The organism is Polaromonas sp. P1_G1, from assembly GCF_056405595.1.
The window spans coordinates 23,261-46,225 of the sequence record NZ_JBFUBU010000049.1; the positions used below are offsets into that span (position 1 = coordinate 23,261).

The 22,965-nt window shown below is 65.1% G+C and carries 23 protein-coding genes and 1 pseudogene; 11 read left to right on the plus strand and 13 right to left on the minus strand.

The window, feature by feature from the left end; all coding sequences use genetic code 11:
* Window positions 1-39: 39 nt before the first annotated feature.
* On the minus strand, window positions 40-1,512 hold the full coding sequence (locus AC1D1Y_RS21445; RefSeq protein ID WP_477684126.1) for a cryptochrome/photolyase family protein: 1,473 nt from the start codon (window positions 1,510-1,512) through the stop codon (window positions 40-42).
* Window positions 1,513-1,578: 66 nt separating this feature from the next.
* Here AC1D1Y_RS21445 and AC1D1Y_RS21450 point away from each other — a divergent pair, with 66 nt between their 5' ends.
* The 6 genes from AC1D1Y_RS21450 (at window position 1,579) to AC1D1Y_RS21475 (ending at window position 6,198) form a co-directional block, all read left to right on the plus strand.
* The gene (locus AC1D1Y_RS21450) at window positions 1,579-2,166 is read left to right on the plus strand and encodes a YqgE/AlgH family protein (protein ID WP_007864998.1); all 588 of its coding nucleotides are present in this window, start codon (window positions 1,579-1,581) and stop codon (window positions 2,164-2,166) included.
* Window positions 2,163-2,585 carry a Holliday junction resolvase RuvX gene (ruvX, locus tag AC1D1Y_RS21455; protein ID WP_477684127.1) on the plus strand — a complete coding sequence of 141 codons (423 nt, stop codon included), beginning with the start codon at window positions 2,163-2,165 and terminating at the stop codon, window positions 2,583-2,585. Before AC1D1Y_RS21450 ends, ruvX begins: the two co-directional genes overlap by 4 nt.
* On the plus strand, window positions 2,582-3,094 hold the full coding sequence (gene pyrR / locus AC1D1Y_RS21460) for a bifunctional pyr operon transcriptional regulator/uracil phosphoribosyltransferase PyrR (protein ID WP_477684128.1): 513 nt from the start codon (window positions 2,582-2,584) through the stop codon (window positions 3,092-3,094). The genes ruvX and pyrR overlap by 4 nt, the downstream gene beginning before the upstream one ends.
* A gap of 67 nt (window positions 3,095-3,161) precedes the next feature.
* Window positions 3,162-4,124 (plus strand): aspartate carbamoyltransferase catalytic subunit, encoded by a 963-nt coding sequence (locus AC1D1Y_RS21465; protein ID WP_477684129.1) that lies wholly within the window; start codon window positions 3,162-3,164, stop codon window positions 4,122-4,124.
* Between the two features lie 19 nt (window positions 4,125-4,143).
* Window positions 4,144-5,442 (plus strand): dihydroorotase, encoded by a 1,299-nt coding sequence (locus AC1D1Y_RS21470; protein ID WP_477684130.1) that lies wholly within the window; start codon window positions 4,144-4,146, stop codon window positions 5,440-5,442.
* A 15-nt stretch (window positions 5,443-5,457) separates the two neighbouring features.
* The gene (locus AC1D1Y_RS21475; protein WP_477684131.1) at window positions 5,458-6,198 is read left to right on the plus strand and encodes a lysophospholipid acyltransferase family protein; all 741 of its coding nucleotides are present in this window, start codon (window positions 5,458-5,460) and stop codon (window positions 6,196-6,198) included.
* A gap of 6 nt (window positions 6,199-6,204) precedes the next feature.
* Here AC1D1Y_RS21475 and AC1D1Y_RS21480 read toward each other — a convergent pair whose 3' ends face one another.
* Window positions 6,205-7,278 (minus strand): ABC transporter ATP-binding protein, encoded by a 1,074-nt coding sequence (locus AC1D1Y_RS21480; protein WP_477684132.1) that lies wholly within the window; start codon window positions 7,276-7,278, stop codon window positions 6,205-6,207.
* Window positions 7,279-7,396: 118 nt separating this feature from the next.
* On the opposite strand from AC1D1Y_RS21480, the gene AC1D1Y_RS21485 reads away from it, so the two are divergent.
* Entirely contained in the window at window positions 7,397-9,016 is a 1,620-nt protein-coding gene (locus tag AC1D1Y_RS21485) for an ABC transporter permease (RefSeq protein WP_477684133.1), read from the plus strand.
* A 10-nt stretch (window positions 9,017-9,026) separates the two neighbouring features.
* On the opposite strand, the gene AC1D1Y_RS21490 is transcribed toward AC1D1Y_RS21485, so the two are convergent.
* Both AC1D1Y_RS21490 and AC1D1Y_RS21495 read right to left on the minus strand, forming a co-directional pair.
* Entirely contained in the window at window positions 9,027-9,425 is a 399-nt protein-coding gene (locus AC1D1Y_RS21490; protein WP_477684134.1) for a tautomerase family protein, read from the minus strand.
* Window positions 9,426-9,514: 89 nt separating this feature from the next.
* Window positions 9,515-9,931 (minus strand): MarR family winged helix-turn-helix transcriptional regulator, encoded by a 417-nt coding sequence (locus tag AC1D1Y_RS21495; RefSeq protein WP_477684135.1) that lies wholly within the window; start codon window positions 9,929-9,931, stop codon window positions 9,515-9,517.
* A gap of 236 nt (window positions 9,932-10,167) precedes the next feature.
* On the opposite strand from AC1D1Y_RS21495, the gene AC1D1Y_RS21500 reads away from it, so the two are divergent.
* The 3 genes and pseudogenes from AC1D1Y_RS21500 (at window position 10,168) to AC1D1Y_RS21510 (ending at window position 12,547) form a co-directional block, all read left to right on the plus strand.
* On the plus strand, window positions 10,168-10,389 hold the full coding sequence (locus AC1D1Y_RS21500) for a CsbD family protein (protein WP_477684136.1): 222 nt from the start codon (window positions 10,168-10,170) through the stop codon (window positions 10,387-10,389).
* A 68-nt stretch (window positions 10,390-10,457) separates the two neighbouring features.
* Window positions 10,458-11,039 (plus strand): hypothetical protein, encoded by a 582-nt coding sequence (locus AC1D1Y_RS21505; RefSeq protein WP_477684137.1) that lies wholly within the window; start codon window positions 10,458-10,460, stop codon window positions 11,037-11,039.
* A 210-nt stretch (window positions 11,040-11,249) separates the two neighbouring features.
* Window positions 11,250-12,547, plus strand: a pseudogene (locus tag AC1D1Y_RS21510) (MFS transporter).
* Window positions 12,548-12,673: 126 nt separating this feature from the next.
* On the opposite strand, the gene AC1D1Y_RS21515 reads toward AC1D1Y_RS21510, so the two are convergent.
* Genes AC1D1Y_RS21515 through AC1D1Y_RS21535 form a run of 5 tightly spaced genes read right to left on the minus strand, consistent with a single transcriptional unit; the run spans window position 12,674 to window position 17,355 of the window.
* Window positions 12,674-13,627, minus strand: a complete 954-nt coding sequence (locus AC1D1Y_RS21515) for an ABC transporter ATP-binding protein (protein WP_477684138.1) — start codon at window positions 13,625-13,627, stop codon at window positions 12,674-12,676.
* Complete coding sequence (locus AC1D1Y_RS21520) at window positions 13,624-14,265, minus strand: ABC transporter permease (RefSeq protein WP_477684139.1); 642 nt, start codon at window positions 14,263-14,265, stop codon at window positions 13,624-13,626. Before AC1D1Y_RS21520 ends, AC1D1Y_RS21515 begins: the two co-directional genes overlap by 4 nt.
* 16 nt (window positions 14,266-14,281) lie before the next feature.
* Window positions 14,282-14,905, minus strand: coding sequence for an ABC transporter permease (locus AC1D1Y_RS21525; protein WP_477684140.1), 624 nt, complete (start codon window positions 14,903-14,905; stop codon window positions 14,282-14,284).
* Window positions 14,902-16,422 (minus strand): HAL/PAL/TAL family ammonia-lyase, encoded by a 1,521-nt coding sequence (locus AC1D1Y_RS21530; protein WP_477684141.1) that lies wholly within the window; start codon window positions 16,420-16,422, stop codon window positions 14,902-14,904. The genes AC1D1Y_RS21525 and AC1D1Y_RS21530 overlap by 4 nt, the downstream gene beginning before the upstream one ends.
* Window positions 16,423-16,473: 51 nt before the next feature.
* Window positions 16,474-17,355: a glycine betaine ABC transporter substrate-binding protein gene (locus tag AC1D1Y_RS21535; RefSeq protein WP_477653054.1), complete on the minus strand. Its 882-nt coding sequence runs from the start codon at window positions 17,353-17,355 to the stop codon at window positions 16,474-16,476.
* A gap of 326 nt (window positions 17,356-17,681) precedes the next feature.
* Here AC1D1Y_RS21535 and AC1D1Y_RS21540 point away from each other — a divergent pair, with 326 nt between their 5' ends.
* Window positions 17,682-18,644, plus strand: a complete 963-nt coding sequence (locus AC1D1Y_RS21540) for a YeiH family protein (RefSeq protein ID WP_477684159.1) — start codon at window positions 17,682-17,684, stop codon at window positions 18,642-18,644.
* 5 nt (window positions 18,645-18,649) lie between these two features.
* On the opposite strand, the gene AC1D1Y_RS21545 is transcribed toward AC1D1Y_RS21540, so the two are convergent.
* The 4 genes from AC1D1Y_RS21545 to hutH form a co-directional block, all read right to left on the minus strand.
* Window positions 18,650-19,456 carry an ABC transporter ATP-binding protein gene (locus tag AC1D1Y_RS21545; RefSeq protein WP_477684142.1) on the minus strand — a complete coding sequence of 269 codons (807 nt, stop codon included), beginning with the start codon at window positions 19,454-19,456 and terminating at the stop codon, window positions 18,650-18,652.
* 163 nt (window positions 19,457-19,619) lie between these two features.
* Window positions 19,620-20,393 (minus strand): ABC transporter permease, encoded by a 774-nt coding sequence (locus AC1D1Y_RS21550; protein WP_477684143.1) that lies wholly within the window; start codon window positions 20,391-20,393, stop codon window positions 19,620-19,622.
* Window positions 20,394-20,405: 12 nt separating this feature from the next.
* Window positions 20,406-21,362, minus strand: a complete 957-nt coding sequence (locus tag AC1D1Y_RS21555) for an ABC transporter substrate-binding protein (RefSeq protein WP_477684144.1) — start codon at window positions 21,360-21,362, stop codon at window positions 20,406-20,408.
* 52 nt (window positions 21,363-21,414) lie between these two features.
* Window positions 21,415-22,959: a histidine ammonia-lyase gene (gene hutH, locus AC1D1Y_RS21560; RefSeq protein WP_477684145.1), complete on the minus strand. Its 1,545-nt coding sequence runs from the start codon at window positions 22,957-22,959 to the stop codon at window positions 21,415-21,417.
* Window positions 22,960-22,965 lie beyond the last annotated feature (6 nt).

Here is a 22,965-nt window from a genome sequence, read left to right on the forward strand (position 1 = left end):
CCGCTCTCGTCAGGAGAGCGGCCGTCTCAGGTTCTTGCCTCAGGCTTTTTTCACTACCGCATAGCGCTGCAGCGTCAGCGCACGGGCTTCGTCGTGCTGCACGATCGGCCGCGGGTAGTCCTGGCCGAGCACCACGCCCGCGGCAGCCAGTTCCAGCGGCCCGGCCAGCCAGGGGCTGTGGATGGCAGGGGCGGGCAGCTTTGCCAGCGCTGACACATACCGACGGATAAAGCTGCCGTCCGCGTCAAACTTTTCGCTCTGGCTGACCGGGTTGAAGATCCGGAAGTAGGGCTGCGCATCGCAGCCGGTGCTTGCCGCCCATTGCCAGCCGCCGTTGTTGGCTGACAGGTCGAAATCATTGAGATTTTCGGCAAAGTAACGTTCGCCCCTGCGCCAGTCGATTCCCAGGTCTTTCACCAGGAAGCTCGCCGTCACCATGCGCAGGCGGTTGTGCATATAGCCGGTCTGGTTGATCTGCGCCATCGCGGCATCGACCAGCGGGTAGCCTGTCCGGCCCTCGCACCAGGCCTGGAACAGCCTGTCGGCCTTGTCGCCGCTTTCCCAGGCGATCGCATCGTATTCAGGTTTGAACGCGCTGTGCACGGCGTGCGGGAAGCTACCCAGAATCTGCGCATAAAAATCCCGCCAGATCAATTCACTGAGCCAGGTCGCGGCGCCTTCGCTGCCCTTGTGTTCCGGGCTCAGCGCCGTTGCGGCCAAGCGCCGGATCGACACCGTGCCGAAGCGCAGGTGCACGCCCAGGTAGCTGGGCCCCTTGACGGCGGGGAAGTCGCGCGCCAACTTGTAGTTCGCCATGCGGCCTTTGAACTCCTCAAAAAGCCGGTCGGCGCCTTCGCCGCCGGTGGGTATCCTGAGCGCCGACAGATTGGTTTTCTCAAACCCGAGTTCGGCCAGCGAGGGAACGGCGCGCTTTTCATCGGGCACGGCAACCAGCGCTGCCGCGTAACGCTCTACCGGGTAAGGCTTGAGGTAAAAATCGTCCACCTTCTTGAGCCAGGCGTTCTTGTAAGGCGTGAACACTGTGTAGGGCTTACCCGCCAGCGTCAATACCTCCTGGCGCTCGAAGATCACGTGGTCCTTGAAGCTGTGGAAGGCCATACCCCGGCTTTCCAGCGCGGCCTGCACGGCGACGTCGCGCGCGAGGGACTGGGGTTCATCGTCATGGTTGGCGAACACCGCGTCAACCGACAGCTCCGCAGCCAGCCGCGGCACGGCCTCGCCGGCATGGCCGTGCACCATGATGAGGCCCGCATGCGGCTTGCCATTCGCTGAGCCCAGCCGCTGCAGCTGGCCGCCCAGGCTCAGCACGGATTCGTGTATGAATTCCACACGGCGGTCGGCCCGGGGCAGGGTGTCCAGGATGTCCCGGTCGAACACGAAGACACAAAACACCTGCTTACAAGCCTTTAGCGCGTGGTGCAGCGCGGCGTTGTCCTGGGCCCGCAGGTCGCGCCTGAACCACATCAGGCCGGCCCGGTATTTCTTTTGCATGGTGGGATGGTAGCGAAAGGCCCGCATGCCGTGACCCAGACCTCCCAGTGCGCGTAAAATCCCGGCATGGCCACGGATTCCGCATCGATCAACCTCACGCATCACTTCCTCATCGCCATGCCGGGGATGGACGACGAAGCTTTCGCCAAAAGCGTGGTCTATATGTGCGAACACAGCGACCGCGGCGCGCTGGGGCTGGTCATCAACAAGCCCAGCGACATCAACCTCAAGAACCTGTTCGACAAAGTCGAGCTGCCACTGCGCCGCGACGACCTGACGCAAGCCCCGGTGTTCCAGGGCGGCCCGGTGCAGACCGAGCGCGGTTTTGTGCTGCACGAATCCATGATGCCCGGCAACGAATCGGTCTATGCCTCGACCATGACGATTCCCGGCGGCCTCGAAATGACCACCTCCAAAGACGTACTGGAAGCCCTCTCTACGGGCGCCGGCCCGCGCCGGGTGTTCGTCTCGCTCGGCTACTCCGCCTGGGGCGAAGGCCAGCTCGAATCGGAAATCTCCGACAACAGCTGGCTCACCGTTGCCGCCGACGTCGGCGTGATCTTCGACACGCCGGTCGAGCAGCGCTACGACAAGGCGCTGATGCTGCTGGGCCTCCAAAGCTGGATGCTCTCTCCCGAGGCCGGCCACGCATGAGCCTCGCGGCCATGCCTTCTTTCCCGGCCACCGGCCTCCAAACCTTTCTGGCTTTCGACTTCGGTCTCAAACGCACCGGCGTGGCCACCGGCAATGTGCTGACACGCACTGCGTCGCCGCAAGCCACCATTGCCGCCGAGGGCAGCGACGCCCGCCTCAAGGCCGTCGAAGCGCGGATCAAGGAGTGGCAACCCGATGCGTTGGTGGTCGGCATTCCCTTCCACCCCGACGGCGCCAGCCACGACAATACCCTGCGCGCGCAGAAGTTCGCCCGCCAGCTGCGCGGCCGCTTCGGCCTGCAGGTCTTCGAAGTCGATGAGCGCTACAGCACCACCGAGGCCCTGGCCGGCGGCGCGGCCGACGCCGACGCCGCCTCGGCCTGCATCATCCTCGAACAGTTTTTAAGGAGTCTTCCATGAGCAGCCTGACATTGGACGCCGAGGCGCTGTACAGCGACCTGTTGCGCGGCATGCGCCAGCAGCTGGCGTCCTATCCCCAGCCTCCTTTTCTGGTCGGCGTGGCTTCGGGCGGCGCCTGGCTGGCGCAGCGCCTGCAAAAAGACCTTGGCCTGGCTGGTGAGGCCGGCATCCTGTCGTCCTCCATGCACCGCGACGATTTTTCGCAGCGCGGCCTGGCCTCCAGCGGGCAGACCCTGCTGCCCTTCGACGTGAATGGCGCCCACCTCATCGTGGTCGACGACGTGCTCTACACCGGCCGCACCATACGCGCGGTGCTCAACGAACTGTTTGACTATGGACGACCCGCCAGCGTCAAGCTGGTAGTGCTGGTGGACCGCGGCGGGCGCGAGTTGCCCGTGCAGCCCGACCTCGCCGTGGCGCGGGTGGCCCTGCCGGCCTCGCAGTCGCTGGAACTGGCGCGCGCCGAAGACGGCCGGTTCAGCTTCCAGGTGCAGGAACACCAGGCCTGAGCCCAAGACCCAAGAGCAGACCCAAGAACACAACGAGACCCATAAGAGAACAAGAGGAGTCCACACCGTGCTGTACCGACGAAACCCGCAACTCAACAAGAACGGCGAGCTGATCCACCTGCTGTCCATCGAAGGCCTGCCCAAGGCGACGCTGACGCAAATCCTCGACACCGCCGCCAACTTCGTCAGCGTCAACAACCGCGAAGTCAAAAAAGTCCCGCTGCTGCGCGGCAAGAGCGTTTTCAACCTGTTTTTTGAAAACTCCACGCGCACCCGCACCACCTTCGAGATCGCCGCGACGCGCCTATCGGCCGACGTCATCAACCTGGACATCGCGCGCTCCTCGGCCTCCAAGGGCGAGTCCCTGCTGGACACCATCGCCAACCTGAGCGCCATGGCGGCCGACCTGTTTGTGGTGCGCCACAGCGAATCGGGCGCGCCCTACCTGATCGCCCAGCACGTCGCCCCGCACGTGCACGTGATCAACGCCGGCGACGGTCGCCACGCGCATCCCACGCAGGGCCTGCTGGATATGTACACCATACGGCACTACAAAAAAGACTTCAGCAAGCTCACTGTCGCCATCGTCGGCGATGTGCTGCACTCGCGCGTGGCGCGCTCCGACATCCACGCGCTGACCACGCTGGGCTGCCCCGAGGTGCGTGTGGTCGGCCCCAAGACCCTGGTGCCGGCCGATATGGCGCAGATGGGGGTGCGTGTCTGCAACACGCTCGAAGAAGGCATCAAGGACGCCGACGTGATCATCATGCTGCGCCTGCAGAACGAACGCATGTCGGGCGCGCTGCTGCCCAGCAGCCAGGAGTTCTTCAAGAGCTTCGGCCTGACCACCGAGAAGCTGCAGCTGGCCAAACCCGACGCCATCGTCATGCACCCAGGCCCCATCAACCGCGGCGTCGAGATCGACTCGGCGGTGGTCGACGGCACGCAGAGCGTGATCCTGCCGCAAGTCACCTTCGGCATTGCGGTCCGCATGGCGGTCATGAGCATAGTTGCCGGAAACGAAGCCTGAACACGCGCGGAGAAAAAGAATGAAGATACTGATCAAGAATGGCCGCGTCATCGACCCCGGCTCCGGTTTCGACGAAACCTGCGACGTTGCCATCGCGGCCGGCCGCATCGTCTCGCTCAAAAACACACCCGCCGATTTCGCGCCCAACAAGACCATAGACGCCACGGGTTGCATCGTCGCACCCGGCCTCATCGACCTGTCGGCCCGGCTGCGCGAGCCCGGGCATGAACACGAAGGCATGCTTGAAAGCGAGCTGGCCGCGGCCGTGGCCGGCGGCGTGACCAGCCTGGTCTGCCCGCCCGACACCGACCCGGTGCTCGACGAGCCCGGCCTGGTGGAGATGCTCAAGTTCCGCGCCGAAAAACTGCACCAGTCGCGCGTGTTCCCGCTGGGCGCGCTGACCCGCGCACTCAAGGGCGAAACGCTGACCGAGATGGCCGAGTTGACCGAGGCCGGCTGCGTCGGTTTCAGCCAGGCTGAAGTGCCGCTGGCCAACACCCAGGTCATGATGCGCGCGCTGCAATACGCCTCGACCTTCGGCTACACCGTGTGGCTGCGGCCGCAGGAGCTGTACCTGGGCCAGGGCGTGGCCGCCAGCGGCGCGCTGGCCACGCGCCTGGGCCTGAGCGGTGTGTCCGTCGCCGCCGAAACCATCGCGCTGCACACGATTTTTGAGCTGGTGCGCGCCACCGGTGCGCGTGTGCACCTGTGCCGCATCAGCAGCGCAGCGGGCGTGGCATTGGTCGCCAGGGCCAAGGCCGAGGGCCTGGCCGTGAGCTGCGACGTCAGCATCAACAGCCTGCACCTGACCGACGTGGACATCGGCTACTTCGACAGCCGCATGCGGCTGGACCCGCCACTGCGCCAGCAGCGCGACCGCGACGCCATTCGCCAGGGCCTGGCCGACGGCACCATCGACGCGCTGGTGTCCGACCACACCCCAGTCGACGAAGATGCCAAGACTTTGCCCTTCGCCGAGGCCGAACCGGGCGCCACGGGGCTGGAGCTGCTGCTGGGCCTGGCCTGCAAATGGGGCAACGACAGCGGCGCCGGCCTGGTTCGCGCGCTGGCGGTGCTGACCAGCGAGCCCGCGCGTGTGCTGGGTGACGCGCTGGGCACGCTGCAAAGCAGTTCAGGCCGGCTGGTCAAGGGCGGCGTGGCCGATATTTGCGTGTTCGACCCCAAGGGCGAATGGACGGTCGAGCCGGCCGCGCTGCGCAGCCAGGGCAAGCACACGCCGTTCTCAGGCCACCAGATGCCGGTGCGCGTGCGCTGGACCGTGGTGGGCGGGCAGCTCGCCTATGAAGCTTCGCACTGAGGCGCGCGCAAACCCATGAGATGGCTTCGTTTCTGCTGGACGCTGCTGCGCGCCACCGTGCACGCGGTGCAGGGCTTCTGGACGATCAAAACGCTGTTCCCCAAGCTGGACCAGGCCGACCAGGAGGCGCGCGTGCAGGTATGGGCCGGGGCCATGCTGCGCATCGTCGGCATCGAGCTGGTCGTCAAGGGCACACCGCCCGCCGGCGGCCCCATGCTGCTGGTGGCCAACCACATCTCATGGCTGGACATCCTGGTGATGCACGCCTCGCGCCACTGCCGCTTCGTCTCCAAGGCGGACGTGCGGGACTGGCCTTTCGTGCGAACGCTGTCCGACGGCGCCGGCTCGCTGTACATCGAGCGTGAATCGCGGCGCGACGCGCACCGGGTGGTCACGCAGATGGCCGAACGCCTGCAGGCCGGCGACATCCTGGCGGTGTTTCCCGAAGGCACGACGGGCGACGGCATCACCCTCAAGCATTTCCATGCCAACCTGATCCAGGCGGCCATTGAAGCCGCTGTGCCGGTGCAGCCGGTGGCGCTCAAGTTCGTTGACGCGGCCAGCGGCGCCACCAGCTTCGCGCCCAGCTATGTCGATGACGAGACCCTGGCCGGTTCGATCTGGCGCACGCTCACGGCGCCGCCGCTCAAGGCGGTGGTGGTTTTCGGTGAGCCGCAGCAGCCCCAGGGGCAGACACGGCGCGTGTGGGCGCAGACGCTGCGCGAAGACATCGAAGCGCTGCGGCAGCAGGCTTAGAGGCTCTCAGGCACTTTCTTCGCGCGGGAAGGTCACGACGTGGTCGACCTCGGCGCGTATGCCTATCCACTCGCCCAGCGCGTGGTTGTGGTGTGAAGGCACATGCGCCATCACCGTCTCGCCTGTCTGCAGCTTGAGCGTGTACAAAAACTCCGACCCGCGAAAGGCCTTGCGCTGGATCTGCGCTTTGACCGGTGCGTTGTCGTCGTGCACGATGTCGTCGGCCCGCAGCAGCACGTCGCACAAGCCGCCGGCGTAGGCGCCCGGCAGGGGGCACTCCAGCATGTCCGTGAGGTCGCCGAGCGCGGTGTGCACCACCACCTCGTCGCCGAGCTGCTCAATGTGGGCTTGCGCGAACACGCCGTGGCCGATGAAGTCGGCCACAAAGCGCGTAGCAGGGCGGTGGTACAGCGCATAGGCTTCGTCCCACTGGTGCAGCCGGCCCTGGTGCATCACGCCGATTCGGTCGCCGATGGCGAAGGCCTCGAGCTGGTCGTGCGTGACGAACAGCGCGGTCGCCCCGGCGGCCTTGAGGATGCCGCGCACCTCGTGCGCCAGGCGTTCGCGCAAGTCCACGTCGAGGTTGGAAAAAGGCTCGTCCAGCAGCAGCAAACGCGGCTGCGGCGCCAGCGCCCGCGCCAGCGCCACGCGCTGCTGCTGGCCGCCCGAGAGCTCATGCGGGAAACGCTTGTGCACATTGCCCAGGCCGACGAGTTCCAGCACCTCACCGACGCGCTGCTGCCGCTGGGCGGCGGGCAGGTGGGTGAGGCCGAAAGCGACGTTGTGGGCGGCGTCGAGATGCGGAAACAGCGCGTAATCCTGGAACACCATGCCGATGCGGCGGGATTCGGCCGGAATATGGACGGCGGCGCTGCTGACAAGCTGCCGGGCCAGTGTGATGCTGCCGGCATTGGCGCGCTCCAGGCCGGCGACGGCCCGCAGCAGGGTGGTCTTGCCACAGCCCGAAGGCCCGATCAGGACCCCGATCTCCCCCGCCTGGAGGCTGAAGGACACGCCGTCGACCGCGGGTTTGGAACGGCCGGCATAGTGCACGCCCAGCTGGGAGATATCCAGAAACATGGGCTCGATTGTAGGGCCCTGGATGCTTACAATTCTCATTTGCAGTGACCGCTGCAACACCACGGCGCGCGCAGCGAGGGGAGGGCCTCTTTCTGCAGAGGCCTTTTTCCGGGTCTACATGCTGCGCCGCCTGATTTCCACTGTTCCTTCCGTCGTGCTCTTTTTGTTGGTGGGCCTGCTCACCTTGCCGGTCGTCGCCGTGGCGCTGTCCTGGCTGCAGTTCGACGTCCAGGCGCAGTCCATCCTGCTGCAGATGCTGCAGACGGTGCTGCCCGACTACACCGCCACCTCCCTGCTGCTGTGCGTCAGCGTGGCTTTCGGCGTGGCGGTGGTGGGCATGGCGACCGCCAGCGCGGTGACCTTGTTCGAGTTTCCGGGTCGCCGGGTGTTTGAGTGGGCGCTGTTGCTGCCGCTGGCCATGCCGGCCTATGTGCTGGCCTATGCGTATACCGATTTCCTGCAGTACGCCGGCCCGCTGCAGAGCTGGCTGCGTTCGTCTTTCGGCCTGCAGGGGCGGCTGCTGCCCGAAGTGCGCAGCCTGGGCGGCGCGGTGCTGGTGTTCACCGTCGCGCTTTACCCTTATGTTTATTTGCTGGCGCGCACGGCCTTGTCAGAGCGCGCCGTTCACCTGATGGAAGCGGCCCGGCTGCTGGGCGCGCCGCTGTCGCGCCGCATACGCGGTGTGGCGCTGCCGCTGGCGCGCCCGGCTGTGGCCGCCGGTGTGGCATTGGCGCTGATGGAAACGCTGGCCGACTTCGGTGTCTCCAGCTACTTCGGCATCCAGACCTTCACCGCCGGCATCTACAAGGCCTGGCTGTCCATGGACAACCGCATCGCCGCCGCCCAACTGGCCACTGTGCTGCTGTTTTTTGTCGCGCTGCTGCTGTGGATAGAACACGGCGCGCAAAAGCGCATGCGTTTCGCCACCGGGCGCGGTGCGCGCTCCGGCGCGCAGGATGCGGCGCCGGTGCAACTGCGCGGCCTGCGCGCCCTGTCGGCCTGGGCGGTGTGCGCTGTGCCGATCGCGCTGGGCTTTGTGCTGCCGGTGCTGTTCATGCTGCGCCCGCTGGTGCTGGGCTGGGACAATTTGCTCTGGGACAAATTCTTCGGCTGGGCCTTGAACAGCGTCTGGCTGGCAGGCCTCAGCGCGCTGCTGGCCACCGGCCTGGCACTGGGCCTGGCCTTCGCGGTGCGCCGCAAGCCCCGGCTGCTGACCCGCGCTGCGGTGCAGTTGGCCAGCCTGGGTTATGCGGTGCCGGGCGCTGTCATCGTGGTCGGCCTGCTGTTGCCCGTGGGCTGGCTGCAGGCGGCCGCGCCGCAAACCGGCGCGGGTTACTGGGTCACGGCGACCGTGCTGGGCATTGTCTGGGCCTACCTGGTGCGCTTCAGCGCCGTGGCCCTGCAAAGCCTGCAAAGCGGTTATTCGCGCATTCCCGCCAGCTTTGACGACAGTGCGCGCATGCTGGGCACGCCCGGCCTGGGCATACTTGCGCGCGTGCACTGGCCGCTGCTCAAGCGCTCGGTCGCGGCGGCCGGCCTGCTGGTGTTTGTCGACGTCATGAAAGAGCTGCCCGCCACGCTGGTGCTGCGGCCCTTCAACAGCGACACCCTGGCGGTCGTGACCTACCAGCTGGCGCGCGACGAGCGCCTCGGCGAGGCCGCCCTGCCGGCGCTGGCCCTGGTGCTGGTCGGCCTGCTGCCGGTGGCGCTGCTGAGCCGCACCCTGCGCTCCAAGTAAGGAGCAGTCCTCAGAGTTTTGCCTTGATGTAGCGGAACTCCTGCGTCAGGCCGCCGAAGCCGTAAGCCTCGGCGCGCACGTCGTGCACGTAGATGTAGCTTTCATCGTGCACATTGCCCAGCAGCTTGCTGAAAGCGGCAAAGGCCTCGGCCACGTACTGCGCTTTCTCGTCCTTGGTGTTGGTGCCGTCCACCACCTTGATGTCGAAATAAAAACTGTTCTTGCCCTGGCTGGCCAGCGTGCTGCCGCCCACGATCCAGTGCTCGGGCGGCACGAAGTCGATCGCGATGGCGGTCAGTTCGCGTTTCTTGCGCAGGATGCGCGTGGTCAGCTCCAGCAGGGTTTCGGCGATGGCGTTCGTCAGCTGGGGGCTGGCGGGCTGGCTGACTTTGACGTTGAGGATGGGCATGTGATTTCTCCGGTGGGTTGAAAATTAATAGTTAGCTATGCAACTATGTGGGTAAAAAAAAGGAACATGGAAAAAACGCCTAGTGCGCTTCATTTCAGCGCGGAAGACACGCTCCTGACACGGGCTACGGTTTCATCGAAGTTCTCCTTTCCGATCTGTTGCTGGATGCGGCGTGTCACGTCGCCGCTGGCTTTGTTGATGCAGGCATGCAGTGCCTCGGCCTGAGCGGTGGGAAACACGGCCCAGTGGCGGCCGTCGGATTCCAGGCTCCTGCGTTCAACCAGTCCCAATGCCTGCAAGCCGTCGAGCAGGCGCGTGGCGGTGGGGCGCGAGATCGTCAGCTCGTCGGCGATCTCGTGCTGCGGCATGCCGGGCTGCTTGAGCACCAGCCGCAGCATGAAACCCTGCGAGGGCGTGACGCCGAAGGGCTTGAAAGCCAGCGTCCACTCCTTGTCGACCAGGCGGGCCAGCGCGGTGGTATTGAAATAAAGGCAGTGGTCAAACATGGAAGCACTGTAGCAGAAATTAATTAGCTATGCAACTAACTCCAAAAACCCAATCTAAAACCCTATCTTCCACCGGGCTGTAAGCATGAGCCTACGCCCATCGAATACGCGGGCCTACGGCGGGCGGATGGCGTCCGCCGTAAGGTGAATTCATGTCCATTGCCGTGAGCGTCTTGCTTGTGGCCTCTGGGCGGATTACCCATTTTTTGAGGAGAACACCTTTTGAGGAGAACACCATGAACCACGACCGCATGGAAGGCAATTGGCGCCAGCTCAAGGGCAAGGTCAAGGAGCAGTGGGGCAAGCTCACCGACGACGACCTCGACGTCATCGCCGGCAAGCGCGAACAGTTGCTCGGCAAGATCCAGGAGCGCCACGGCCTTAGCAAGGAAGAAGCCGAAAAGCAGGTTGCCGTGTGGAAGGACCGCAACCCGACGGACTTCTTCGAACGCTATTGAGCCGCCTTCCTCCATCCGCAAGCGCCCGCAACGAATACAACGATTCACACCATCCCAAGGAGCCACCCATGAACACCACCAAAACCAGATTGCTGATGCTGACCGCCGTGATGTCCTGCGCTTTTGCCGGCAACGCCATGGCAATGACCAAGGAAGAGTACAAGGCCCAGGACGACCGCATCTCGGCTGACTACAAGGCCAGCCGCGACAAATGCGGCACCCTGAAGGACAACGCCAAGGACATCTGCGTCTCGGAAGCCAAGGGCGTTGAAAAGGTCGCCAAGGCCGAACTCGAAGCCCAGTACAAGCCCGGCCCCCGCAATACCGAGAAAGTAGCCTTCGCCAAAGCCGACGCCGCCTACGACACCGCCAAGGAAAAGTGCGACGACCAGAAGGGCAATGCCAAGGACGTCTGCATCAAGGACGCCAAGGCAGCCCACGTCAAAGCCAAGGAAGACGCCAAGGTGGTGAAGACCGCGGCCGACACCAGCAAGGACAAGAGCGAAAAAATGGCCGACACCCGCAAGGAGGCCGGTTCCGAGAAACGCGATGCCGAATACAAGGCCGCCAAGGAACGCTGCGATGCACTAACGGGCGCCGCCAAGGACGGCTGCCAGAACGATGCCAAGGCCAAGTACGGCATGAAATAGTGTGAGGCCGCGCCAGCGGCACTCACCAGCTCATTGACCCCTGGAAATCCCGGCCATGCACCTGCATGCCGGGATTTCTCATTTTTGGCACCCTTTCCCAAGGACAGCACTGGGGCAAGGCAGCCGCTCCGGCAGCTATTCCGTAGGCGCTCCTAAAATAAACACTCCGCGGCAGCCGTACCGACCGCCCGCTTAATAACAAAGGTCCGCATGCTTGTTCAGGATGGTTTGCCCGCGCGCGAGCGCACGCGTGCGTTGCTGGTCATCATTCTGGGCATCGTCATGGCGGTGCTCGACGGCACCATCGTCAACCTCGCGCTGCCCGACATCACGCGCGAACTCAATGCCACCGCCGCGCAGTCCATCTGGGTCATCAACGCCTACCAGGTCGCCACCTTGGCACTCTTGTTGCCGCTGGCCTCTCTGGGCGACATCGTCGGCTACCGCCGCGTCTACCTGGTCGGCCTTTCGGTCTTCACACTGGCTTCTGCCGCCTGCGCGATGGCCGATTCGCTGACCACGCTGGCGCTGGCCCGCGTGCTGCAGGGCCTGGGCGCGGCCGGCCTGATGAGCGTGAACACGGCGCTGGTGCGGCTCATCTACCCCAAGCACCTGCTGGGCCGCGGCATTGCCATCAACTCGCTGGTGGTGGCCACGGCCTCGGTGGCCGGGCCGTCGATTGCGGCCGCCATTCTCTCCGTGGCCTCCTGGCCCTGGCTGTTCGCGCTCAACGTGCCTTTCGGCCTGCTGTCGGTGTGGCTGGGCCGCAAGGCCTTGCCTGACAACCACGCCAAGGCCGCGGGCCGGCTGTCCCCGCTCGACGTGACGCTCAACGCGCTGATGTTCGGCCTGGTGTTCCTGGGCGTCGACGGCCTGGGCGTCCGCATTGAAACCGTGCCCGGCGGTCATCCTGCCGGCTCGTTGTGGCTGCCGCTGGCCGAGCTCGCGGCGGGCATCGCCGTCGGCGTGGTGTATGTGCGGCGCCAGCTGGCCCAGCCGCTGCCGCTGTTTCCGCTGGACTTGCTGCGCATCCCCGTCTTCGCGCTGTCCATGGGCACGTCCATAGGCGCTTTCTGTGCGCAGACCCTGGCCTATGTGAGCCTGCCCTTCCTGCTGCTGGGCAACTACGGCTTCACCCACCTGCAGGCCGGTTTGCTGTTGACGGCCTGGCCGCTGGCCATTGTGGTGACTTCGCCCGTGGTGGGACGGCTGATAGGGCGCTATTCCGGTGGTGTGCTGGGCGGTATCGGCATGGCGCTGCTTTGTCTGGGCCTGATTTTGCTGGCGGTGCTGCCGCCGCACCCGTCGCAGCTCGACATTGTCTGGCGCATGGCGCTGTGCGGCATAGGCTACGGCCTGTTCCAGTCACCCAACAACCACACCATCATCACCTCGGCGCCCCCCCCAACCCGCGCGGCGGGCATGGTTCTTTTGTGGCGCTGTGGCTGGCGGCCGGCTTTGCGGCCGTCGCAGGTGTATGCAGCGTTTTGCGGATGCGCCAGCCCTAGAGCCGCTCAAAACCCTCTTGGCGTTGTTGCGCCGCCTTGCCGTACTGGTGTACTGTCTGCGGCGTCGCGCCTAGCCAGGACCGCTCCGCTGGGTTTTATGAGCGGCTCTAAAACCCAAGAAAGCGTTTAAGACAAGCGAGCTACGGCTGCGGCTTGCTGAATGCTTTGCAAGGTCACGCGACCCAGGGGCTTGCCCTCCGCATCCACAATCGCGGCCTCATTCGCGCCGGCGTCCAGCATGGCCGACAGCGCATCGCGCAATGGCGTCACGGCCGGCAGGCGCGGCGCATTGGCGGCGGGCGTGCCGCTTTCCACATAGGGCCCGGCCGTCAGCAGGGCCAACCGCTTGAGCGATCGGTCGCCACCGACAAAGGCTTCGACGAAGGCATCGGCCGGGTGCGCGAGTATGCGTTCCGGCGTGTCGTACTGCACCACCTTGCCGTTGCGCAAAATCGCGATGCGCGTACCCATGCGAATCGCCTCATCGATGTCGTGCGTGACAAACACAATGGTCTTGCCCAGCTCGCGCAGGATGCGCAGGAATTCGTCTTGCAGGCGTGCCCGCGTGATCGGGTCTATGGCGCCGAAGGGTTCGTCCATCAGCATCACCGGCGGGTCCGCCGCCAGCGCGCGCGCCACGCCCACGCGCTGCTTCTGCCCGCCCGAGAGCTCGCGCGGAAAGCGGTGGCGGTAAATCGAAGGGTCCATGTGGACCAGCGCCAGCAGTTCATCCACACGTTTGGCGATGCGCGCCGAATCCCAGCCCAGCATTTTTGGCACCGTGGCCACGTTCTCGGCCAGGGTCATGTGCGGAAACAGGCCCACCTGCTGGATCACATAGCCGATTGAGCGGCGCAATTCGACCGCATCCATCTTGGTGACGTCGCGCCCACCCACTTCGATGCGTCCCGAATCAGGCTCGACCATGCGGTTGATCATGCGCATGGTGGTGGTCTTGCCGCAACCCGAGGGGCCGATCAGCACGCAGATCTCGCCCGTGTTGACGGTCAGCGACAAGCCGTCGACGGCCGACTGGGCACTGCCACCGAAGGACTTGGTGAGGCGGTCGAGTGTGATCATGCGCGAAGCCCTTGGGGAGTCATGCGGCGCTGCAGCGCGCCAAAAAGAAAGTCGGTGCCCAGCGCCAGCAGCGCCACCGGGATGGCGCCCACCAGCAGCTGGGGAACGGCCATCATCGCGATACCCGCGGTGATGAAGTCGCCGAGCCCGCCGCCGCCTATGAAGGCGGCCAGCACGGCGCCGGAAATAATTTGTACCGCCGCCGTGCGCAGGCCCGCGAAGATCACCGGCATGGCCATGGGAAGCTCCACATGCCACAGCAAGGCAGCGCGTGTCATGCCCATGCCGATGGCGGCATCCACCGCGTCGGCATCCACACCGCGCATGCCGACGATGGTGTGCGTCACGATGGGCGGCAGCGCGATCAGCGTGAGAGCAAAGAGGGCGGGGGCGAAGCCGGTGCCCAAAATCGGCATCACCAGCGCCAGCACGGCCAGCGAGGGCAGGGTGCGGCCCACATTGGCGGCGTTGACCACGGCCAGCGACAGGCCGTTCTTGCGCGCCACGGCAATGCCGGCCGGAATGCAGATCAGCGCGGCGATGAGCAGGGCCGATGCCGACAGCGCGACGTGCACGCCCAGCGCGCGGTAAAACTGCGCGGGGTGGGCAAGGACATAGTTCCAGGCGTCGGCAAGCATCAGGGCCTCTTGGGGTTCAGGCTGCGCGCCGGTTTTTCAGGCGCCGCTCGAGCAGGGCGAGTGCCAGGTCGACGACGACGGACAGCGCGCAGACCGTCAGCGCGCCGGTCCATATCTTGGCCGGATGGTCGCTCGCGATGCCGTTGAAGATCAGCGTGCCCAGGCCACCCGCATTGACGTAAGCCGCCACCACCGTCACGCTGATCACGGTGACGGCCGAGACGCGCAGGCCCGCCACGATCAGCGGCAGCGCCAGCGGCAGTTCGATACGCCGCATGATCTGCGCCTTGTTCATGCCCATGCCGCGCGCCGCGTCGATGATGTCGGCCGGCACCTCGCGTATGCCGGTGGCCACGCTGCGGATCAAGATCATCAGCGAAAACGCCACCATGGTGATGATGGCGTTGGTGCGGCCCAGGCCCACCACGGGAATCAGGAAGGCCAGGAAGGCCAGCGTCGGGATGGTGTACAGAAAACCCGAGACAGTCATGACCGCGCCGTAGAGCTTTTCACGCCGCGCGGCCACGACGCCGATGACCAGCGACAGTGCGAAAGCAATCACCAGCGCCGTCAGCGAAATCGCGACGTGTTCCCACAGTGAATACAGCACGTCGGGCCAGTTGCGCAGAAACCAGCTCATATCACGCCCTGGCCGGCGCTTTCAGGGCCGAACACGCCCGCGGCAACGGCGGCCTGGATGCGGTCTATGTCGGGGCCCAGCGGGCGGTCTTCGTCCAGCACAGGAACCAGCTTGCGCACTTGCTCAAAGGTGCGCCGCGTGCCTTCACCCATCTGGCTAGTGTCGAGTTCACGCAGGTCCACTGCCTGCGCGGCCACCAGCAGTTCGATGGCGATCAGGTAGCGTACGCGCTCCACGAGTTCGCCCAATTTTTCCGCCACGCCCAGCGCCATGCAGGCATGGTCTTCCAGCGCTTCGGACACCGGCAGGTAGTCGAGCGACCCGGGGTTGGCGCGCAGCCGCACCTCGGCCCAGAGTGCGGTCAGGGTTTTCTGCACCGTGGCAAAACCCGAATGGGCCGGGCCGTGGCGCGTGAGCTGCAGCGGCAAGCCGGTGAGCGCCGGCGACATGAAACGCTGGCTGCGCGACACCGACATGCTGGCCGCCTGGGCCAGCGCAATCGCCGAGGCGTCCAGCGCCAATGCCAGGGCCGGGACGTGGAAGTTGCCGTTGGAGAGCATCAGCCCCTCTTCGGCCAGCACCAGCGGGCTGTCGGCCGCGCTGTTGAGTTCAATCTCGACCTGCGCGCAGGCCGCGTCCACCATGTCGCGCGCGGCACCGTGCACCTGCGGCACCACACGCATGGACACCGGGTCCTGCACACGGCGCGCGGCACCGGCCTCCAGCAGCGCGCTGCCCTTGAGGAGTTCGCGCAGCTGGCGCGCCACTTCGACCTGGCCGGCCGCAGGGCGGGCTGCCACCGCACCAGGGTGCAGAGGCGACAGGTTGGCCCTGAAGCCTTCATAGCCGAGCGCCACGGCTGCCAGCCAGGCGTTCAGCGCCACATGGGCGTCATGCAGCACCAGCGCGGCACGGGCCGTGGTGGCGGCGTTGGAACTGATCAAGGCGAGACCGTCCTTGGCGCCCAAGGTCACGGGCTGCAAGCCGGCGCGTTCGAGCGCGGCGGCACCGTCCAGTATTTCATCGCGCACCTCGGCCTGGCCTTCCCCGAACAGCGGCAAGGCCAGGTGCGAAAGCTGGGGCAGGTCGGCCACACCGATGGAGCCGAAGCGCGGCACCACCGGATGCACCTGGGAGTTCAGCATCGCGATGCAGGCGTCCAGCACCGCGGGCGAGACACCCGAGCCGCCGCGCGACAGGCCGGCGATGCGGGCGAACTGCATGGCGCGCACCGAGGCCTTGTCATAGGCCGGGCCCACGGCCACGGCCCGGGCGCGCACGGCGCGGCGCTGGTAGTCTTCAAGGTCGCCTACGGCCAGCACCGCGCCGGTGTTGGCGCCCAGTGCCGAATTGAGGCCGTAGATGGCCTGGCCCGAAGTGGCCAGCCGCATGACCAGTTCACGCGCCGCGACTACGTGTTCACGCGCCTGCGGTGCCAGTGAAACCGGCTCACCGCCGCGTGCCACGCGTACCAGGTCATGGATGCCCAGCCATTGTTCCCCGACCGCGAGTGTCATGGCGTGCAAGCTTTCACGGTGATCGTGCGGGGGAGCGCCGGGAGATGCGTATTACTTGACCAGTCCCTTTGACTTCAGGAAGTCGCGGGCCACGTCCTTGGGTTCGAGCTTTTCGCCGTCGACCTGGAAGTTCATCTGGGCCATGGAGGTTTCGTCGAGCAGGGCGCTCACGCGGTTCAGCACTTCACCGATCTTGGGGTTGGCATCCAGCGCTTCCTTGCGGATCACGGGCACCACGAAATAAGGCGGCCACAGGCTCTTGTCGTCGCGCAGGCGCTTGAGCTTGAGCGCGCTGATCATGCCGTCGGTGGAGTAGCCGTTGACGACCTGGATTTGGTCGTTCTTCAGCGCCTGGTAGCGCAGGCCGATGGCCATCTGCAGGTCTTCGCCGAAGACCATGTCGTACTTGGCCTTGAGGCCGGGCAGGCCGTCTTTGCGGTCGCGGAACTCGGGGCCGGCGCCGACCTTCAGGTCCTTGGCGGCCCTGGCCAGGTCGGACAGGGTTTCGAGCTTGAGCTTCTGGGCGGTGTCGGCACGCACCACCATCACATAGCCGTTGTTCAGGTTGGACTGGTTCAGTACCACAAAGCCCATCTTGGCATAGGCGTCCTTGACCTTGTCGTACACCGCCTTGGCGTCCGTCATGGGCTCCTGTTTGAGCACGGCCAGCAGCATGGTGCCGGTGTACTCAGGATAGAAGTCGATCTGCTTTTCTTCCATTGCCTTCTGGGCGATCAGCGTGCCGCCCAGGTTGAGCTTCTTCTCGGTCTTGATGCCGGCGGCCTCAAGCGCCTGCGCGTAGATTTCGGCCAGCACGAACTGCTCGGTGAAGTTTTTGGAGCCGACGCGCACGGCTTGCTGGGCGTGCGAGGCGAGCGGCGCGAAGGCGGCCAGCGCGAAAGCGGACAGGGCCAAAAGTTTGCTGATCTTCATGGGTGATCTCCGAATGAACTGAAACAAGGAATCCTCTGGCCTGTTGCATGCACATCCCGTGCCTGGAAACCGCATCATCCTGGTGCTTCCAGTGCCTCAACTTGTATATACAACCTAATAATAGTAGCATATGGAAATAGCGTGTGCAAGACGGAAAATCACCCTGTGATAGCTGTTTTCCGCATCAACCAGACCACAGCCGGAAGCCTCGCCGCCGGTGCTTTTTTTCGCCCTTTTTCCGTCTTACCCCGGTCTTGTCGCCGGCCCCCTCTCCAGTGTCCTTTCTTCCTTCCGTTTCCCTCCTGAAAGCCAGCGTGCCCGGCGCCATGGTGTGTGTGGTCATCGCCCTGGCCGCGACCTTTCTGTCCGAACACTATGGCGGGCCCCAGCTGCTGTATGCCTTGCTGATAGGCCTGGCCTTTCACTTCCTCAACAGCAACCCCAAGGTCAAGACCGGCGTCGATTTTTGCGGCCGCACCCTGCTGCGTGTCGGTGTCGCCCTGCTGGGCGCGCGCATCACGCTGACACAGGTCGCCAAGCTCGGCGTCGAGACCGCGCTGGTCATCGTTGTGGCGGTGGCGCTGACCATCGGGTTCGGCCTGCTGCTCGCGAAATGGCTGAAGCGCCCCCGCGAGGAAGGCGTGCTCTCGGGCGGTGCGGTTGCCATCTGCGGCGCGTCCGCCGCGCTGGCGATTTCCTCGGTGCTGCCGCAGACGAAAGAGAACGAACGCTTCACCCTGCTGGCTGTGGTCGGCGTCACGGTGCTCTCCACTCTGAGCATGATTCTCTATCCCTTTGCCCTCAAGCTCATAGGGCTTGAGCCCGCGCAGGGCGGGATCTTCCTGGGCGGCACCATCCATGACGTGGCGCAAGTGGTGGCGGCCGGCATGATGCTGGGCCCCGAGGTCGGCGACACCGCCACCGTGGTCAAGCTGTTCCGCGTGATGCTGCTGATGCCCATCGTGCTGCTGATCGCCATCAGCTACCGCAAACACCCCGACGCCAAGGCCGTGGATGAGGAGGTGCCCCTGGTGCCCGGCTTTCTGCTGGCCTTCATCGTGCTCGTGCTGCTGGCCACCATAGGCGCTTTCACGCCGGCCATGACGCAGGCGGCCAGCGACACCTCGCGCTGGCTGCTGGTCACGGCCATCGCGGCGGCCGGCATCAAGACCAGCTTTGAAGACCTCATGAAACTGGGCTGGCAGCCCGTGGCCATGCTGGTCGGTGAGACGATTTTGATCGCCGCGCTGGTGCTGGGCGCGGTGATCGTGCTGCGGCTCGGGCTTTAAGGAAGTTAAGCGGCGGGAGCCTGTAGCCCCGCCGCACGGTGCACTTCCACGCGTATTTCTTCGGTCAGCCGCGCCTTGAGTTCGGTGAACACCGGCGTCGTCTTGACCGAGTAATGGCGCGGGTGCGCCAGCGGCACGGCGATGTCGCACTTGATACGGCCCGGCCGCGCGCTCATCACCACCACGCGGTTGCCCATGAAAATGGCTTCGTCGATGTCGTGCGTCACGAAGAGCACGGTTTTCTGCTCAGCCTCCCAGATGCCTTGCAACAGCTCCTGCATCAGCTCGCGCGTCTGGTGATCCAGCGCGCCGAAGGGCTCGTCCATCAGCAGGATGCGCGGGTTGTTGGCCAGGGCCCGTGCCAGCGCGGTACGCTGCTGCATGCCGCCCGAAAGCTGTTTGGGGAAATGGTTTTCAAAACCCTGCAGGCCGACCTTCTTGATGAACTGGTGTGCGATATCGAGTTGGGCATCCGGCGCCATGCCTTTTTCACGCAGGCCGAAGCAGACGTTTTGCAGGATGCTGAGCCAGGGGAACAGCGTGTAGCTCTGGAACACCATGCCGCGGTCGGCGCCCGGGCCGGCAATGGGCTTGCCGTCCAGCACGATGCTGCCGCTGGTCGGCGTGTCCAGCCCGGCCACCATGCGCAGCAGCGTGGACTTGCCGCAGCCCGAGGGGCCGAGGATGGTGATGAAGTCGTTTTCGGCAACGCTCAGGTCTGTGGCTTGTAGCGCCACCGTGCCCGGTCCCTTGTTGGCTGCAAAGGTTTTCGACAGCTGCGTGACGGTCAGGATGGGATTGGAAGCAGTCATCAATAAGGTGCTCTTAATCTTGCTCCTTCCCCCTCTGGGGGAAGGTAGGGATGGGGGCCTGCGGCAATCGATTGACAGGCTGGCGTGGAACGGACAAGCCGGGGCGGCCCCCATCCCAGCCTTCCCCCAGAGGGGGAAGGAGCGACTGCGCCAAAGTGCGAGATCACAGCCGCGCCCAGGGAAAGAGTTTGCGGTTCAGCGCCTTGAAGGCCAGGTCTGTGACCAGCCCAAACACGCCGATCACGATGATGCCGAAGATGATCTGGTCGGTCGCCAGCAGCGCCTGGCTGTCGGTGATCATGTGGCCTATGCCGCTGGATGCGCCTATCAGTTCCGCGACGATCACATAGGTCCAGGCCCAGCCCAGCACCATGCGCAGGGTCTCGGCGATCTCGGGCGCGGCGCTGGGCAGCAGCACGCGCACCACGATGCCGCGGTCTGCCGCGCCCAGGGTGTAGGCTGCCTCCACCAGGTCACGCCGCGTGTTGCCCACGCTCACGGCGATCATCAGCACCAGCTGGAAGAAAGAGCCGATAAAAATCACGGACAGCTTTTGTGCTTCGCCGATACCCGCCCAGAGGATCAGCAGCGGAATGAAAGCCGAAGCGGGCAGGTAGCGGGCGAAACTCACAAAGGGCTCGAAGAAGGCCTCAACCGGTTTGTAAGCACCCATCATCACGCCCAGGGGAACGGCCAGAAAGGCGGCAATCGCAAAGCCGCCCAGCACGCGCCAGACCGTCATGCCGATGTCCTTGGCAAAACCCTGGTTGGCCAGCAGGTCGTAGCCCGACCTCACCATGGTGATCGGGTCGGCCAGGAAGGTCTTGGAGACGTAGCCGCCCAGCGTGAAGAAAGCCCACACGGCAAAGAACAGAACGAAAAAACTGATGCCCAGCGCGATGCGCGCGCCGGGCGTTACGGGTTGGAGTGGCCGCATGCGCTCGCGTGCTTACTTGAGAAACTTTGTATCAGCCAGCTTGCCCATGTCGGGTAGCGACTTGATGATGCCCGCTTCCATCAGCAGTTCGGCGGCTTCCTTGCTGAAGGCAGCATGCTCACCGGCAAAGAATTTCTGGTTGGCCGCGCGGTCCTGCCAGCGCAGGTATTTGGACGAGGCCTCAAAGGCTTCGCCGCTCTGCTTCACGTCGGCACCCATGATTTCGAAGCTCTTCTTCGGCTCTTTCTGGATCATCTCGACGGCATCGAAATAGCTGTCGGCCAGGGCCTTGGCGGCCTTGGGGTTTTCGCTCAGGAACTTGGGCGTGCAGCCGAAGGTGTCCATCACCATGGGGTAGTCCAGCGTGGTGGCGAGGATCTTGCCGGCTTCGGGTTTGGCGCGCACCGCACCCAGGTAGGGCTCGTAAGTCATCGCGGCATCGACGCCGTCGGTGCCGGCGATCATGGCGTTGGCCGCGGCCTGCGGTTCGAGGTTGACGACCTTCACGTCCTTGGTGCTCATGCCGTTTTTCTTCAGCATCCAGGCCAGGGCGAAGTAGGGCGAGGTGCCGGGCGCGCTGGCGGCCACGGTCTTGCCCTTGAGGTCGCTGATTTTGGTGATGGCCGGTTTCACCACCATGCCGTCGGCGCCGTAGCTTTTATCGAGCTGGAAGATTTGCGTGGTGGCCACGCCGTTGGCGTTCCACACCACCCAGGTTTCCACCGTGGTGGCGGCGCACTGCACGTCGCCCGAAGCGATTGCGAGGTGGCGGTCTTTTTGCGGAATCTTTTTGATCGAGACGTCGAGCCCGTTTTTCTTGAAGATGCCGGCTTCCTTGGCCAAGGTCAGCGGGGCAAAACCCGTCCAACCCGAAATGCCGATGGCGACCTTGGTCTCCTGAGCGTGGGCGGCACCCATGGCCAGGGCGGCTGCGGCGGCCAGCAGGGAGAGGGCAAGTTGTTGCTTCATGAAGAGGCTCCTGTTAGATAGCAGTTTGAGATATCGCTAATGTATGCAGGCTTCATGCCAGCCGCAAGGCGGTTAACTCGGTGATTTGGGCCTCTCCGGCCAGGCCTATGCGCCCGCCGGCCACCAATTGGTGCACTCTTTCCATATCGGGTGCGAGGCTGCGGTCATGCATCATGGCCGGCGAGGCCTGGCGCACCAGTTGCAGCACGCCTTCAAGCACCGCGGAGCTCTTGAGCGGGCGCAAAAATTCGATGCCCTGCGCGGCGGCCAGCAGCTCGATGGCCACGATGTACTCGGTGTTGCGCAGCATGGGCTGCAGCCGGCGCGCTGCGAAAGTCGCCATGCTCACATGGTCCTCCTGGTTGGCCGAGGTGGGCAGGCTGTCCACGCTGGCCGGATGCGCCAGCGATTTGTTTTCGGAGGCCAGCGCGGCGGCCGTCACGTGCACGATCATGAAACCGGAATTCAGGCCCGGCTCGGGCGTCAGGAAAGCCGGCAGGCGAGAAGCGACGGTGTCGACCAGCATGGCGATGCGGCGTTCGGTGATGGCGCCGATTTCGGCGATGGCCACAGCCAGCGCATCGCAGGCCAGCGCGACCGGCTCCGCATGAAAATTGCCGCCGGACAGAAGCGTCTCGTCGTCGGCGAACACCAGCGGGTTGTCGGTCACCGCATTGGCTTCGCGCATCAGCACTTCCGTGGCGTAGCGCATCTGGTCCAGGCAGGCGCCCATGACTTGCGGCTGGCAGCGCAGGCAATACGGGTCCTGCACGCGGTCGTCGCCTTCCAGGTGGGAGCGGCGGATTTCGCTGCCCACCATGATGGCGCGGTATGCGGCGGCGCAGGCGATCTGCCCGGGCTGGCCGCGCACCGCGTGGATGCGCGGGTCGAAGGGGCCGTCGCTGCCGCGCGCGGCGTCCAGCGTGACGGCGCCTGAAATCACGGCGGCTTCGAACAGCCGGTCGGTGGCGAGCAGTGCATCCAGCGCCAGTGCGGTCGACACCTGCGTGCCGTTGATCAGCGCCAGGCCTTCCTTGGCCGAGAGCTTGACCGGCGTGATGGCGGCCTGCTTGAGCGCATCCGCAGCGGCGATGCGCTTGCCCTTGTAGAAAACTTCGCCTTCGCCAATCAGCGGCAGGCACAAATGGGCCAGCGGCGCGAGGTCGCCCGAAGCGCCCACCGAACCCTGGCAAGGAATCACCGGCGTGAGGCCCTTGTTGTAGAGCGCCATCAATGTATCGATGACCACTTCACGCACGCCCGAGTAGCCGCGCGCCAGGCTCGCGGCCTTGAGCAGCAGCACCAGGCGCACGACGCGTTCAGGCATGGGTTCGCCCACACCGACGGCATGCGAGCGCAGCAGGTTGAGCTGCAGGGTTTCCAGGTCGGCCTGCGCGATGCGCTGGTTGGCCAGCTTGCCGAAGCCGGTGTTGACGCCATAGACGGCATCCCCGCCCTGTGCGGCTTTTTGCACCAGCGCGGCACTGGCGCGAATGCCGGCCGCGGCGGCGGGGTCTATCGCCAGCGTTTGCGGGTTGGTGTGGATGTCGCGCAGCTGCGCCAGGGTGAGCCGGCCGGGTTGGAGGGTGAGGGTCATGGTGGT

Coding starts and splice junctions, on each gene's coding strand:
- AC1D1Y_RS21445 (WP_477684126.1), bottom strand. CDS start 1,512: ATGCAAAAGAAATACCGGGCCGGCCTGATGTGGTTCAGGCGCGACCTG.
- AC1D1Y_RS21450 (WP_007864998.1), top strand. CDS start 1,579: ATGGCCACGGATTCCGCATCGATCAACCTCACGCATCACTTCCTCATC.
- ruvX (WP_477684127.1), top strand. CDS start 2,163: ATGAGCCTCGCGGCCATGCCTTCTTTCCCGGCCACCGGCCTCCAAACC.
- pyrR (WP_477684128.1), top strand. CDS start 2,582: ATGAGCAGCCTGACATTGGACGCCGAGGCGCTGTACAGCGACCTGTTG.
- AC1D1Y_RS21470 (WP_477684130.1), top strand. CDS start 4,144: ATGAAGATACTGATCAAGAATGGCCGCGTCATCGACCCCGGCTCCGGT.
- AC1D1Y_RS21475 (WP_477684131.1), top strand. CDS start 5,458: ATGAGATGGCTTCGTTTCTGCTGGACGCTGCTGCGCGCCACCGTGCAC.
- AC1D1Y_RS21480 (WP_477684132.1), bottom strand. CDS start 7,278: ATGTTTCTGGATATCTCCCAGCTGGGCGTGCACTATGCCGGCCGTTCC.
- AC1D1Y_RS21485 (WP_477684133.1), top strand. CDS start 7,397: ATGCTGCGCCGCCTGATTTCCACTGTTCCTTCCGTCGTGCTCTTTTTG.
- AC1D1Y_RS21490 (WP_477684134.1), bottom strand. CDS start 9,425: ATGCCCATCCTCAACGTCAAAGTCAGCCAGCCCGCCAGCCCCCAGCTG.
- AC1D1Y_RS21495 (WP_477684135.1), bottom strand. CDS start 9,931: ATGTTTGACCACTGCCTTTATTTCAATACCACCGCGCTGGCCCGCCTG.
- AC1D1Y_RS21500 (WP_477684136.1), top strand. CDS start 10,168: ATGAACCACGACCGCATGGAAGGCAATTGGCGCCAGCTCAAGGGCAAG.
- AC1D1Y_RS21505 (WP_477684137.1), top strand. CDS start 10,458: ATGAACACCACCAAAACCAGATTGCTGATGCTGACCGCCGTGATGTCC.
- AC1D1Y_RS21515 (WP_477684138.1), bottom strand. CDS start 13,627: ATGATCACACTCGACCGCCTCACCAAGTCCTTCGGTGGCAGTGCCCAG.
- AC1D1Y_RS21520 (WP_477684139.1), bottom strand. CDS start 14,265: ATGCTTGCCGACGCCTGGAACTATGTCCTTGCCCACCCCGCGCAGTTT.
- AC1D1Y_RS21525 (WP_477684140.1), bottom strand. CDS start 14,905: ATGAGCTGGTTTCTGCGCAACTGGCCCGACGTGCTGTATTCACTGTGG.
- AC1D1Y_RS21530 (WP_477684141.1), bottom strand. CDS start 16,422: ATGACACTCGCGGTCGGGGAACAATGGCTGGGCATCCATGACCTGGTA.
- AC1D1Y_RS21535 (WP_477653054.1), bottom strand. CDS start 17,355: ATGAAGATCAGCAAACTTTTGGCCCTGTCCGCTTTCGCGCTGGCCGCC.
- AC1D1Y_RS21540 (WP_477684159.1), top strand. CDS start 17,682: ATGGTGTGTGTGGTCATCGCCCTGGCCGCGACCTTTCTGTCCGAACAC.
- AC1D1Y_RS21545 (WP_477684142.1), bottom strand. CDS start 19,456: ATGACTGCTTCCAATCCCATCCTGACCGTCACGCAGCTGTCGAAAACC.
- AC1D1Y_RS21550 (WP_477684143.1), bottom strand. CDS start 20,393: ATGCGGCCACTCCAACCCGTAACGCCCGGCGCGCGCATCGCGCTGGGC.
- AC1D1Y_RS21555 (WP_477684144.1), bottom strand. CDS start 21,362: ATGAAGCAACAACTTGCCCTCTCCCTGCTGGCCGCCGCAGCCGCCCTG.
- hutH (WP_477684145.1), bottom strand. CDS start 22,959: ATGACCCTCACCCTCCAACCCGGCCGGCTCACCCTGGCGCAGCTGCGC.